We start from the raw sequence: 14,351 nt of genomic DNA, 5'->3' as shown, positions 1-14,351 counted from the left end.
CGATCCTGCAATCATTGTTGCTTTCCGGGAAGAATGGCCGACTGGCATCTGGTCGAGCCTTGTGAACCTGCCGTTCGGGTTCCTCGATCAGAGCGAGCTTGCACCTCTTTCGCGTCCTTCATCTGGAGGGCGCGCTTTTTTTTGGCGTTTCGCTGAAGCGCATAATGTTTTTTGGTCATGCTTCGCGAATTCTCGGTTGTGCGCCGCTGCATCTATTGGTTGCAAGTACATCGGGGTGCGCTATCGAATAAACCCAATATTACTCGCAGAAAATTGTAGTTTCATCTTTTGTTTCTGCAATTCGCAATGTAAAAGCGAAAAAGCGCGTTCGCGTCGTTCAGTAAAATCTATGCACTGCTGGCGGATATCCGGGGGGATTCACATGACAGGCGTATTGCGTCACAAATCCATACTGTTGATGACGACGGCAGTGGCCAGTTTGTGCGCGGCATCTTCCGCGCACGCGGCATGCTCGGCCAACGGGACGGTAGTGACCTGTTCAGGTGCTGCAAATCCATTGGCACCCAACTACTTGAACGCTGATGACAATCTGAATGTCACTGTATTATCCGGTGCCAGCGTAGGTGTGCTTCTGGGTCTTGGTGGCGACGCGATGAGGCTTACAGGCGGCAACCTCACTGTCACGAATAACGGTACAATCGATCCCGCTCTTCTGGGGCAATTGAGTATTGTGTCTTCTGGACTTGTGGTCGGTAATTTCGATTCCAGTGTTAACAAGATCACCAATAACGGTTCGCTGTATGGTGTTAGGAGCACGTCATCTGATCCCACCCAAGGTCTGGCGCTTATGGTGAAGAGCGGCAGCGGCGGCGGCGTCAATATTACCAATAATCATACGATTGGAGCCAAGCCTGTTTCGGGGACAACAATAAATCCGGCTGACGCAGGTGTAGTTGCGGTCTATGGCGGCGGGCAGGTCAATTTCGAGAATTTCGGAACCATCACTGGGCGCATCGGGTTTGGCGCTTCGGCATCAGGTAACACATTTACAAACTCCGGAACAATTGATGGCAGCGTGTCGCTGGGAGTTGGGGGCGCCAATCATTTCATCGCCAACACGGGTTCATCGGTCAATTCAGCGGGCGGCACTGAGGGGGCTGTAGCCGTTAGCGTGCCCGAAGGCAATTTCGGTTACGCCCGAACGGGATATGTCGATGGCGGAGCCGGTGGGAACAATACGCTAACCCTTCAGCAAGCTGGATCATCAGCTGGCACAATCGACGTCAGCCGTTACATCAATTTCAACCTGCTCAATGCTCGAAGCGGGTCCTGGCTGATATCAGGGGCATCGAGTGCCTCCAGTGCCAGCATTGGCGCCAGCGCTATTGTAACTATCGATAGTGCTGTATCTCTGGGTACTGGCCAGATTACATTTTCTGGCGGGCATATAATGTCGGCGGTCCCGGCATTGATGCTTCCCAATGATATTGTCGCCGGAGCCGGGGGGATGAACGTCGGCGGCGTGAATGACCTCATTTTGAGTGGCGTCATTTCTGGTGGCGGCTCGCTTAAGAAGAACGGCAACAGCACGCTCACTCTCAACGGCTCCAATACTTTCAGCGGTGGCACAGATCTTGTTGCAGGCAAAATAGTGGCCAGCAACAACCTCGCATTTGGAAGCGGCAGCATTACCGTCAGCGGGAATGCCAGACTTGACGGCAGTGTATCTCTTGATATCTCAAACCGTATAAATCTGATTAGTGGTGCAACGCTTGCATTTAATGGCTCCAACGCCATGACCTTGAGCGGCGTGGTTTCAGGTAGCGGTGGACTGACGAAGAACGGCGCCGCCTCACTGAGGCTGAATGGTCCCAACACCTATAGTGGCGACACGACAATCAACGCGGGTACACTGGTGCTGGGCGCCGGTGGATCGCTTGCAAGCAGCGGCGCGATGAACCTCGCAGGCGCAGGTGCAAGTTTGGATATCAGCCAGGCCGGTTCGTCCGGATCGATTGGAGTGCTTGCCGGAACGGCAGGAACCCAGATCAGCCTGGGAGCGAACTCCCTGACATTAGGTGGTGCCGCAAACGCCACATTCGGCGGAACGATCGGCGGCATGGGCGGAATCACGAAAACGGGGTGGGGCACGCAGACACTCACCGGCCACAACTCTTATACTGGCGGCACGACGATCTATGCAGGCACACTGGCACTTGGAGGCGGTGGATCGCTTGTGGCAGGCGGCTCTGTAAATCTCGGCTCAGCAGGCGCCGGTTTCGATATTAGTGCAGCAGGCAGCCAAACCATCGGCGCATTGAGCGGTGTGGCTGGATCGACCATAGCGCTCGGTGGCAACACACTGACATTCGGCGATGCGACCAATCAGACCTTTGCTGGGGCGATCAGCGGTACGGGCAGCATTGTCAAGCAAGGCAGCGGACAGCAGGTTTTCAACGGCGTCAGCACCTATGCCGGATTTACCAGTGTCATGGCTGGCAGTCTCATCATCGGAGATACAAGAGGCACGAGTGCATCGATTGCGGGCAATGTTACGGTTGGTGCAGGCGCAACAATTGGCGGGCATGGTCGCATTGGTGGTGATTTGACCCTCGCCTCGGGCAGTCATTTAAGCCCTGGCGCCAGCATCGGAACCCTGACGGTCGACGGCAATCTCACGATTGGGCAGGGCAGCCAGCTTGATTTCGAGTTTGGCGCGCCGGGTATAAATTTCGCGACTTTCGGTCAGAGTGACAGTGTCAGTGTCCGAGGCGATCTGACCGTAAACGCTTCTGTCCTCAATGTCATCAACGGCGGTGGCATGGGGCCGGGTCTATACAATCTGTTCAGCTATGGTGGGGCTCTCAGTTTCAATGGCGGTGGGTTCTTTCCGCCTGCGGGAAGTGCTATCCAAATTCTCACCGGTACCAAGCAGATCAATCTGGTCAACATGACCCCCGGGGTCGAACTCAATTTCTGGAATGCAAACGGCCTGGCGGGTCCCTCCAAGATGGGCGGCGGCTCTGGTACGTGGTCTGTTGCCAACGCGAATTGGACGGATAGTCAGGGCAGTTTTACGGGGCCTATGACTCCGCAACCGGGTTTTGCAATATTCGGTGGAGCGTCGGGCACCGTCACGGTTGATGACAACGCCGGGACGGTTGGCGCGCTTGGAATGCAGTTTGCCAGCGACGGCTATCGGCTAGACGGCGATATTCTGATCCTTCAGAGCCAGAACGCGACAATGCCTGAAATTCGCGTGGGTGACGGTTCGGCTGCAAGCGCAAACTGGACTGCAACCATCGACAGCGTTATCGCTGGTATAGAGGGTATCACCAAGACCGGCGCGGGGACGCTCGTTCTCAATGCCAGCAATCTCTATAGCGGCGGCACACGGATCAGCGCCGGCACACTTTCTGTATCGAACGACAGCAATATGAGCTTTGTCAGCGATGGCCTCATCCTTGATGGCGGAACGCTGCGGATTACGGGAACAGGGTTCTCGCAAACAGCCCGCAGCGTGACCATGACTGGCAATGGCGGTGGCTTTGACATTGCCGACGCTGCGGCACGCTTTACGGTGTCGCAGGCTCTCTCGGGCAGCGGCGCTCTGGTCAAATCCGGCGACGGCACCTTGGTGCTGTCAGGCGCAAACAGCTATAGCGGCGGCACGCTTGTCAACGGCGGCACCTTGCAGGGTGACACGGAAAGCCTGCAGGGCAATATCATCAACAATGCGCGGCTCGTCTTCGACCAGCAGAGCGACGGCGCATTTGCAGGCGATCTGTCCGGCACTGGCACATTTGTCAAATCGGGCGGTGGCAAATTGGTCCTTTCGGGTGCCAACAGCTACAGCGGCGGCACGCTTGTCAGCGGCGGCACCTTGCTGGGCGATACGGCAAGCCTGCAGGGCAATATCACCAACAATGCGCAGCTTGTCTTCGATCAGCAGAGCAATGGCATTTTCACAGGTAGCCTTTCCGGTAGCGGAAGCCTTGTGAAGCAGGGTTCGGGCATGCTGGTTTTCAACGGCAACGGTGCAGGTTTTGCCGGTTCCACAGTCGTCGAAAACGGTATGCTCAAGGTCGGCGATGCCGACCCTTCCGCTGCGGTTCTGGGTGGCGATGTCACCATCGGGACAGGCGGCACCTTGCGCGGTCACGGCGTCATTCTCGGGTCGGTAACCAATCAGGGCATCTTGCGTCCGGGCGGTTCCGTCGGAACGCTGACCATCAATGGCAATCTGGTGCAGACGGCAAACAGCGTCCTGCAGATCGACACCACACCTGCGGGAGAGGCCAGCAAGCTCGTGGTCGGCGGTTCTGCGCAGCTTGCGGGTGGTCTTTCGATCATTGGCGAAAATGGCAGTTGGTCACCGCAGACCAACTATACGATCCTGACTTCAGCGGGTGGCATCAGCGGGACCTTTGCGACCATCGACAGCAATCTGGCATTCCTGACGCCGAGCCTGACTTATGGCGCGACAACACTCGATCTCCGTCTTGACCGCAACGACACCAGCTTTGCCAGCGTCGGCGAGACGCGCAACCAGAAAGCGGTGGCGGGCGCTGCCGACAGGCTGGGCCGTGGCGAGGTTTACAATGCGCTCGTCAGCTTGAGTGCTGCCGAAGCGCGGGCAGGTTTCGACGCCTTGTCGGGCGAAATCCATGCCAGCGTCAAAGGCGCTCTGATTGATGAAAGCCGGTTTGCACGTGACGCCATCGGCGACCGTTTGCGCGCTTCGTTCGATGCAAATTGCAAGGCGGGCAATCCGGTGTGGACCGGCAAAGGCAGCGCCGGAGCCTACGGTCAGGCTTGTGCCAATACCGCCGATGCGGCCTTCTGGCTGCAAGGTTATGGCGCTTGGGGCTCCAACGATGGCGACGGCAATGCTGCCAAACTTTCCGGTTCTGCAGGCGGTGTTTTGATCGGTACCGACATTCCGGTCGGCAGCTGGCGTACCGGTCTGATGGCGGGCTATGGCAATTCTTCCTTCGATGCGGATGACCGCTTTTCAAGCGCCGATGTAGACTCCTATACGCTGGGTGCCTACGCCGGAACTGTGATCGAAAAGGTTGGTGCAGGCGATATCGGGCTTCGTTTCGGCGCGACCCATAGCTGGTACAATATCGACACCGGGCGCTCGATTTCCTTTGCCGGCTTCAAAGCGGTGGAAGAAACTTCGTATGATGCACAGGCGCTGCAATTGTTCGGCGAGGCCGGATACAAGATGCAGGCCGGTCGCGCGAGCTTCGAGCCTTTTGCCAATCTGGCCCATGTGCGGCTTCATACTGACGGTTATGATGGGGATGGCGTCGCTGGCCTTCACAGCGACAGCGACAATAGCGACGTCACCTATACGACGCTGGGTCTCAGAGCCGCGACCGATCTGACGCTTGGCGGTTTAGCCTCGACATTGCACGCAACGCTTGGCTGGCAACATGCGGCGGGTGACATCACACCCGTTGCCCGTCATGCCTTCGCCGGTTCGGAACCCTTCAGTGTGGCAGGTGTACCGATTGCCGAAGACGCAGCCCTTATCGAGGCAGGGTTGAACTTCCAGTTCAGTGAAAATGCTTCACTTGCTGCCGGTTACAAGGGGCAATTCGGTGATGGAGCGGTGCGGAACGGCTTCAACGCTTCGTTCAACGTGAAGTTCTAAAGCGGTTCCAATTAAACTGAATCATGGAACCGCTCTATCTATTTATTTTTACGCATTATCCTGCGCAAAAGTGCGAAGCGGTTTTGCTGGAAATGCTCCTATAAAAATTTGTGACGATGGTTGCTTATGGCAACGATCGTCACAAATGAAGATATGGCAGTTCAGCTTCAAACATTCCGGCAGCTATTTTTGTTCCGGTGCCGTTGTCTGAATGCTTGCAGTTGTCTGAGGCTTCTCCATCTTCGTGGAGGATTGAGCATTATGATAAGTGCAGTCTGCCATCGCAGCTGTAACCGACAGAGCGAGGACAGCTGTAGTCACGAATACGACTTTCATGTCTGTCTCCCTTCAGTTTGGGTGTGGCATTGCAACGGCAAGTTTAGCAGAGCGGGATCGCCCTGTCGCATCACATTGTCCCGGAATAACATCTGCCATATTTTGGCCATGATTTAGTCGGGCGTTCGCCGTAATTTCCGTCGGGAAAACGCAACGCTTCTGCTCGTAAAAACGCATCTGGCGCGAAAATCGCGCCAAATCATGGTTATGCCTTAATGTGTTTTTGGGGGCGGTCAGGAGGTGCAGCGGCTCACCACTGCCCGCTTGCCACCCATGGACAGGAACGAGATATGCAGCGACTGGCCGACAGGTGAAATAGTGATGTTTTCGTTCGACTGTTGACCGTTGGCGGTGCAGGACATGGCGACGGTAAACGTGCCTTCGTAATTGTTGATCCGTGTTACGGAGCACTGGCTGTCGCGGCTGTCAAAACGCTCGCCGGAAATGGAGAACCGCTGGCCATCGGAGCTGCACCAGTTGCCGGTGATGGGTGCCGGATCGACAGGCCGTTTTGCAGGAGCGGCACTTGCCGACGGGCCGGGCGTTGTTTCGGAACACGCTGTTAGCGCAGTGACAACAAGGGCGAGGGCAAGCAAACCGGACTTTTGCAACAATCTTCTCCTTCATGCATCGAACAAGCTCCCTGTTAAGAAACAGATTCGGGCGATATCGCGACGCGAAGAAAATAAATCCGCTGATTACATGAAAAGGGCCGGATTGCTCCGGCCCTTCTGGTCAGGTCGTGAGGTGATGCCGGGGCTATTCCCCCGGCGCCAGATGCGGGGCTTCGATCTTTGCGCCTGCATGTTTCAACGGACGTTCGCCGGAGAGCTTGCGGATCAGCACATAGAACACCGGCGTCATGAAGATGCCGAAGGCCGTCACGCCGATCATGCCTGCAAAGACTGCGACGCCCATGGCTGAGCGCATTTCCGCGCCGGCACCTGTCGACATCACCAGAGGCACCACGCCCATGATGAAGGCCATCGAGGTCATCAGGATCGGGCGCAGACGCAACCGGCTTGCCTCGACCGCCGCCTGTACGACGCTTCGTCCGGACAGCTCCAGCTCGCGGGCGAATTCCACGATCAGGATCGCGTTCTTCGCCGATAGCCCCACAAGGACTATCAAGCCGATCTGGGTGAAGACGTTGTTGTCACCTCCTGTCAGCCAGACACCGGTGAGTGCAGCCATGATCCCCATCGGCACGATCATGATGATCGACAGCGGCAGGGCAAGGCTTTCATATTGCGCAGCCAGAACCAGATAGACGAGCAGCAACGCCAGCGGGAAGACGAGGAAGCCTGAGTTGCCGGCGAGAATTTGCTGGTAGGTCAGATCGGTCCACTCGTAAGCGATGCCCGGAGGCAAGGTTTCTTCCGCGATCCGTTCGATGGCAGCTTGTGCCTGCCCGGACGAGAAGCCGGGAGCCGGGTTGCCGTTGATATCGGCGGAAAGAAAGCCGTTATAACGGATGGCGCGTTCCGCACCCACGGTCTGCTCGACTTTCAGGAGGGCCGACAGCGGGATCATCTCGCCCGACTGCGAACGCACTTTCAGCTTGCCGATATCTTCGGCATGGCTTCTGTAATTCGCATCGGCCTGAATGCGCACGCTGTAGGTACGTCCAAAGGCATTGAAGTCGTTGACATAGAGCGAACCCAGATAAATCTGCAGGGTTTCGAACACATCGGTCACCGCCACGCCCAGCTGCCGTGCCTTCGTGCGATCAAGATCGGCATAAAGCTGCGGCACATTGATCTGGTAGCTCGAATAGAGACCAGCCAGCTCGGGTGTCTGATAGGCCTTGGCGAGAAACGCCTTGGTCGCATCGTCCAGCGCCTTGAAGCCAAGCCCGTTGCGATCCTCAAGCTGGAGCTTGAAACCGCCTGTCGTGCCGAGGCCCTGAACGGGCGGTGGCGGGAACATGGCGATGAAAGCATCCTGAATGGCGCCGAACTGTTGGTTCAGTTCTCCCGTGATGGCATTGGCCGAAAGTTCCGGCGATTTACGCTCCTCGAACGGCTTCAGCGTCACGAAAACGATGCCGGAGTTCGACGAGTTGGTGAAACCATTGATCGACAGACCGGGGAAGGCAATGGCATTGGCCACGCCCGGATGCTTGAGGGCAATGTCGCTCATGCGGCGGATCACATCTTCCGAACGGTCGAGCGTTGCCGCATCCGGCAATTGCGCGAAGCCGATCAGATATTGCTTGTCCTGCGCCGGAACGAAGCCGCCGGGCACTGCACGGAACAGCACGAAGGTGACGCCGAGCAGCACGACATAGAGGCCCATCACCAGCGACTTGCGCGAGAGAATGCTGCCAACGCCGCGCCCATAGGCGTTTGAACTTGCACCAAAGAAACGGTTGAAGCCACGGAAGAACCAGCCGAACAGCCTGTCCATGATCCGGGTCAGACGATCCTTCGGCGCATCGTGACCGCGCAGCAGCAGAGCTGCCAGAGCAGGCGAAAGCGTCAGCGAGTTGAAGGCGGAGATCACCGTCGAGATCGCGATGGTGAGAGCGAACTGGCGGTAGAACTGACCGGTCAGACCGGTGATGAAGGCAAGCGGCACGAAGACCGCAACCAGCACCAGCGCGATGGCGATGATCGGCCCGGACACTTCCTGCATGGCGCGATAGGTTGCCTCGACCGGCGACAGTCCCTGTTCGATGTTACGCTCGACATTTTCCACCACCACGATGGCGTCATCGACCACGATGCCAATGGCAAGCACGAGGCCGAAGAGGCTGAGCGCATTGATGGAGAAGCCGAACACATACATGACCGCGAACGTGCCGACGATGGAGACGGGAACGGCAACCAGTGGGATGATGGAGGCGCGCCATGTCTGCAGGAACATGATAACGACGATCACCACCAGCACGATGGCTTCAAGCAGGGTATGAATGACCGATTCAATCGAGGCTTTCACAAACGCCGTCGTGTCATAGACGATGTCGAAATCCACGCCTTCCGGCATAGTTTTCTTCAGGTCGGCCATGGCGGCATGGACGTTTTCGGAAATTTCAAGCGCATTGGAGCCGGGTGCCTGAAACACACCCATGCCAACAGCCGACTTGTTGTCGAGCAGCGAGCGCAGGGAATAATCAGCGGCGCCCATTTCGACACGCGCAACATCGCCCAGCCGGGTGATTTCACCTTCGCTGCCCGATTTCACGACGATGTTCGCGAACTCTTCCGGTGACTGGAGACGGCCTTGCGCATTGACGGATAGCTGAAGGTCGAGGCCCGAAACGGACGGCGATGCGCCGATGACACCAGCAGCAGCCTGAACGTTCTGCTGGCGGATGGCAGTGGCGATGTCGCTTGCAGAAAGTCCGCGTTCGGCTGCCTTCTGCGGGTCAATCCAGACGCGCATCGAATAATCACCGCCGCCGAATATCTGCACCTGACCGACGCCCGGAATACGGGCGATGCGATCCTTGACGTTCAGAACGGCATAGTTGCGCAGATAGTTCACGTCATATCGCCCATCGGGCGAGATAAGGTGAACGACCAGCGTCAGGTCGGGCGAGCTTTTGGCAGTTGTGACGCCAAGGGTGCGCACTTCTTCCGGCAGGCGCGGTTCGGCCTGCGAAATACGGTTCTGCACCAGCTGCTGGGCCTGATCGGGATCGGTGCCGAGCGCAAACGTGACGGTCAGCGTCATGACGCCGTCGGCGGTCGCCTGGCTCTGCATATAAAGCATGCCTTCGACGCCGTTGATCTGTTCTTCAAGCGGCGTGGCGACGGTTTCGGAAATAACGGCTGGGTTGGCGCCCGGATATTGCGCGCGAACTACGATTTGTGGCGGCACGACTTCCGGATATTCCGAGATCGGCAGACCTGTCATGCCGATCAGACCGGCAACGAAGATCAGGACCGACAGAACGCCAGCGAAGACCGGGCGGTCGACGAAAAAGCGTGAAAAATTCATCTGTTTATCCCCCTTAAGCGGGAAGGCAAAGACTCTCCCGGCCCGCGGGAACAAGTGTTCTCGCGGGTTGCTTAGGCTGAGTGTTTGCGTTTATGCGCGCTTCAGGCGCGCACTGCTGCGATCAATTTTTTGCAAGCGTTTCGGTTACGGGCTGCGGTACTACGACCACGCCCGGACGAATGCGCTGCAGGCCGTTCACGACGATATTCTCGCCGGGCTTCAGCCCGCTTTCGACAATACGCAAGCCGTCATAATTGCGACCGAGAACCACCTGCCGGTATTCAACCTTGTTATCCGCGCCGACCACGAAAACGAACTTCTTGTCCTGATCGGAAGAAATCGCCCGGTCGCTCACCACCAGTTTTTCATCCGGTTCCGGCTCACCGAAACGAATGCGGACAAACTGGCCCGGAATGAGCCTACCGTCCGGATTGTCGATTGCCGCACGAACCCGAATTGTGCCGGTTGTGGCATCGACTTCATTGTTGATGAGCTGGATATGGCCGGAAATCGGGGTGCCTTCATCGGAAGCGGTGCCGATCTGGACAGGAATGCGCTCGATGGCGTTTCCGCCAGGCGAGGCTGCAAGCTTGGCAAGCGCCTTGGTGACGACTTCCTCATTGGCGCTGAAGCTTGCATAGATCGGATCGACCGAAACAAGCGTGGTCAGGACCGGCGAGGCGGAACTTGCCGCAACGAGATTGCCTGCCGTGACTTCCAGCCGCCCGACGCGACCGGAAATCGGTGCGCGCACTTCGGTATATTGAAGATCGAGCTCGGCTGAACGCAGGGCAGCCTTGGCGGAACGTAAGGTTGCCTGCGTCTCGTCATAGGCGCTGGAGCGCTGGTCGAGGCCGCTTTGGGCGATCGTACGGGTGGTCACGAGCTGGCGCCCGCGTTCCAGTTCGGTCTTGGCCAGTGCGACGCGGGCTTCTTCAGCGGAAACCTGCGCTTTTGCCTTTTCGACGGCTGCCGCATAGGGCTCGGGATCGATGGTGACGAGCAGGTCACCCTGTTTCACCAGAGCGCCTTCGCGGAAATGGGCTTTCAGGATGGCGCCGCCGACACGCGGCCGAATTTCTACCCGGTCAATCGCTTCCAGACGGCCGGAAAACTCTTCCCAGCTTACGATGCGTCGCGATTCTGCCTTGGCGACCGAAACCGGCACGGCAGGCGGTGGAGCGGAAATATCGGTTGCAGCATCGGCCTTGAGGTGAGGCGCGCCAAAGAGAATGGCGCCGCCGCCGGCTGCAGACAATAGGATACTCAGGCCGGCGCCCCATAGGGCCCGGCGGGCTGTGATCGATGTCATTGTTGTATCTCCTGGAGCATAATCCGACCGGAGTGGAACGAGGATCGGTCAGATTATGCTTTCAATAAAGGAGGTTAGAGCTTCGCTCTAACCGGTGGGGGCCGGCTTCAATGTGAGCACCAGATCAAAGCTTGGGAGGACTTTAAAACTGATGTTATGCTGCGATTGGCTTTGCTCCTGCCTGCCGGAAGAAATCGGAAAACAGGTCGATAAGTTTATGTTCCTGTGGCGACCAGTCGGTGCTCGCCACCTTGTTTTCGGCTATCCAGCCGGCTTTTCCGGGCAGGACATGTGATTGTACCTTCACGCCCGCCTGACGGAGACGCTCGGCATAGGCCTGCGTTTCATCGCGCATCGGGCACTGGGCGCTGGTTACAAGCAAGGTGGGTGCCAGACCAGCAAGACGCGTACACAGGGCAGGCGCGGCGTAGGGGTGGGTGAAACCCGCACACTCGCCCAGATAATGCTGCCAGCCATCCGACATCGTCTGGACGGCGCTTTCCGGGCAATACTTGCGGAAAGACGCCGTGGCGAGGCAGGGGTCGAGCATGGGCGAAAGCAGTATCTGACCCTTGAGCTCGGTCAGATATTGATCGCGCGCCATAAGAGCCACGCCGGCAGCAATATTACCGCCCGCCTCTTCACCGGCGACGAACAGCATCGACTTCTTGTGCGCTAATTCAGGGCAACGCGCGCGCATCGAAGACAAAATGGAGTAGGCTATCTCAAGCGCCGCCGGGAACGGGTTGAGACAGGCCGACGAATATTCTGGCGACACGACCACCGCACCTGCCTCGGCAAGTGTTTCGGCAACGCGCTCGCAGTCACCAAGGCAGTTGACCGAGAAAGCACCACCGTGAAGGTGCAACACCACCGGCGGCGGAGAGAGCAACTTGGCGCCCTTATAAATGCGCGCCGTGCAGTTGGTGTTACCCGCCTGCCCATGGGCTTGCCCGTGAAGCTGCCCATGAACCTGCAATGTCTCAACCGTAAACTTCTCGCACATCTTTCTTGGCCTTCATGTATAGCGGCAAACCGCCATGGTTAGATATTAGCATTGTCTATAGGCTGGAATAGTCCCCTATAATTGGTTACACTGTCCAGAATCTCGAACAATGACGGCTTTTTGATAATGGACCAGCTCTCGGCCATGCGCGCTTTTCTCCGGGTTGTTGAAACCGGGAACTTCACGCGCGCCTCCGCCTCGCTCAATATGCCCAAGGCAACGATCAGCAATCTTATCCAGGGATTGGAAGCCCATCTTCGTACCAAACTCCTCAATCGTACGACCCGCCGTGTTCTCGTAACACCGGATGGCGCACTTTACTATGAGCGCGCTGCACGATTGCTGGCCGATCTTGCGGAACTTGACGGCAGCCTGTCGAGCGCCCAGACCTTGCCCAAAGGTCGCCTGCGTGTGGAAATGGCGAGCGCGGTCGCCAATCTCATCATTATTCCGGCGCTGATCGAGTTTCATCAGCGTTATCCCGATATCCAGATCGATCTTGGCGTATCGGACCGGCCTGTCGATTATGTGGCGGAGAACGTCGATTGCGCCATCCGCATTGGCGAGCTGGCCGACCAGTCGCTGATTGCGCGGCGCATCGGCGACATGCATTTCATCGCCTGCGCTTCCGCCGAATATCTCGACCGTTGTTCCACGCCACTGCACCCGTCCGATCTCGGCAGGAACTGCACGGTGGTCGGTTATTTCCGGCCATCGACCGGCCAGCAGATGCCGTTCCGTTTCAAAAAAGGGACGGAGGAAATCGAGGTCAACGGACGCTATGTGGTGGCAGCGAACGAATCGACCACCTATCTCGCAGCCGCGCGCGCAGGGCTCGGTGTGGTGCAGGCACCCTTGTTCATGGTGAAGGATGACATAGAAAACGGCACGTTGCGCCCCGTCCTGCAGGAGTGGGAAATCGAGCCGATGCCGATCTATCTGGTCTATCCACCCAACCGCCACCTCAGCAACCGCCTTCGTGTCTTTGCCGACTGGGTCGTCAAGACCGTTGCAAAGTCACAGCTCAACGGGAATTAGCGCGCGCACCGCCGCTTGTTGAGCCGGACCTTGATCTTGTCTGGAGAAGTGCTTTTCGCCTTGTGACCCGACGAGACGATATGTGCTCGCACGGTGCAGTCGCCTGCGAGAACCTCGAAATTATTGGAGCGGATATACATCACCGTATTGATCGGCTGGTCGGGCATTTTCTGCGCGACGGCGTTGACGACAGCGGTGACTTCCTTCGCCCTTTGTTTCGAACTGCCATTGCTGGCAGCCAGCGCCGGGCTGAGCGCGGATGAAAATGCGAATATGCCCGCAAACAGAAAAGCAGTTTTAGCTTTCTTCATTGGCATGGCCTCCGATTGAGCTGGAATTGATTGGACCAACATAGGCCCCAATTGCGTCAATACCAGTACCGGAAAGCCGTTTTACCCGCTGTTTGCTTCGTTTATGCCGTTTGTGATGCGCTTGACCGTGGTCGCGACCAGAAGCAGGCATAGGAGCGGCTGCAGCCAGAAAATCCATTGTGGCAGAATGCCATCAATGGAAATCCACGCGCCGAGCACGCCAAAGACCACAGCGCGGTCACTTTTGCCCATCGGGCCGTCATAGCGGCGGCTCGCACCCACGGACGCACCGGCAACGCCTGCAAATTCCGTAAGGGTGGCCAGAAAGATAATCGCGAATAGCCATGGGCCGGTGAACGGCGCGATGATCGCGAAGGGCGAATAAAGGGCAGCATCGGAAACAACGTCTCCAATCTCGTTGAGATAGGCACCCAGTGTCGATTTCTGTCCGTGTTCGCGCGCCAGCATTCCGTCGACGGCGTTCAGCGCCATCCGCAGGAAAAGCCAGATCGGGACGAGTGCAAACCATGCCGCGTTACCGCTCAACGCCAGAAAAGCGCCAAGTATGATCGAGACGAGCGCGGCAGCGACTGTAACCTGATTGGCCGTTACACCGCCTGCAGCAAGTCGCACGACAAGAGGTCTCAGTAAATTCTGGAAACGCGACTTGAGTTGATAAACCGACATCAAGAATCTCTTGGGAAACGAAGAATAAGTATTGAACAGCTATTTGCGGTTCGCTCCAGCTCGTTTATTCAAACATTTTGTTTCACTCAATAG

At 57.4% G+C, this 14,351-nt stretch carries 8 protein-coding genes; 2 read left to right on the top strand and 6 right to left on the bottom strand.

The window, feature by feature from the left end; genetic code table 11:
- The first annotated feature begins 382 nt into the window (after positions 1-382).
- Positions 383-5,623 carry an autotransporter domain-containing protein gene (locus ABDF71_RS18150; protein ID WP_258124518.1) on the top strand — a complete coding sequence of 1,747 codons (5,241 nt, stop codon included), beginning with the start codon at positions 383-385 and terminating at the stop codon, positions 5,621-5,623.
- 569 nt (positions 5,624-6,192) lie between these two features.
- Here the strand turns inward: ABDF71_RS18150 and ABDF71_RS18145 are convergent.
- The 4 genes from ABDF71_RS18145 to ABDF71_RS18130 all read right to left on the bottom strand — a co-directional run bounded on the left by ABDF71_RS18145 (position 6,193) and on the right by ABDF71_RS18130 (position 12,222).
- Positions 6,193-6,570: a hypothetical protein gene (locus tag ABDF71_RS18145; RefSeq protein WP_029928164.1), complete on the bottom strand. Its 378-nt coding sequence runs from the start codon at positions 6,568-6,570 to the stop codon at positions 6,193-6,195.
- Between the two features lie 148 nt (positions 6,571-6,718).
- Positions 6,719-9,904, bottom strand: coding sequence for an efflux RND transporter permease subunit (locus tag ABDF71_RS18140; RefSeq protein ID WP_258124516.1), 3,186 nt, complete (start codon positions 9,902-9,904; stop codon positions 6,719-6,721).
- Between the two features lie 121 nt (positions 9,905-10,025).
- Entirely contained in the window at positions 10,026-11,216 is a 1,191-nt protein-coding gene (locus ABDF71_RS18135) for an efflux RND transporter periplasmic adaptor subunit (RefSeq protein WP_258124515.1), read from the bottom strand.
- Between the two features lie 154 nt (positions 11,217-11,370).
- Positions 11,371-12,222 (bottom strand): alpha/beta hydrolase, encoded by an 852-nt coding sequence (locus tag ABDF71_RS18130; protein WP_258124514.1) that lies wholly within the window; start codon positions 12,220-12,222, stop codon positions 11,371-11,373.
- Between the two features lie 126 nt (positions 12,223-12,348).
- On the opposite strand from ABDF71_RS18130, the gene ABDF71_RS18125 reads away from it, so the two are divergent.
- Positions 12,349-13,260 carry a LysR family transcriptional regulator gene (locus ABDF71_RS18125; protein ID WP_125300803.1) on the top strand — a complete coding sequence of 304 codons (912 nt, stop codon included), beginning with the start codon at positions 12,349-12,351 and terminating at the stop codon, positions 13,258-13,260.
- Here the strand turns inward: ABDF71_RS18125 and ABDF71_RS18120 are convergent.
- Entirely contained in the window at positions 13,257-13,571 is a 315-nt protein-coding gene (locus tag ABDF71_RS18120) for a hypothetical protein (protein WP_040128478.1), read from the bottom strand. The genes ABDF71_RS18125 and ABDF71_RS18120 overlap by 4 nt on opposite strands.
- Before the next feature lie 81 nt (positions 13,572-13,652).
- Positions 13,653-14,258 (bottom strand): CDP-alcohol phosphatidyltransferase family protein, encoded by a 606-nt coding sequence (locus ABDF71_RS18115; protein ID WP_258124513.1) that lies wholly within the window; start codon positions 14,256-14,258, stop codon positions 13,653-13,655.
- Positions 14,259-14,351 lie beyond the last annotated feature (93 nt).

The sequence above is a fragment of the Ochrobactrum sp. WV_118_8 genome (genome assembly GCF_039631535.1).
Taxonomy (GTDB): domain Bacteria; phylum Pseudomonadota; class Alphaproteobacteria; order Rhizobiales; family Rhizobiaceae; genus Brucella; species Brucella anthropi.
Note: the sequence above shows the minus strand (reverse complement) of the source record. Positions and strands in the feature narration are given on the sequence as shown.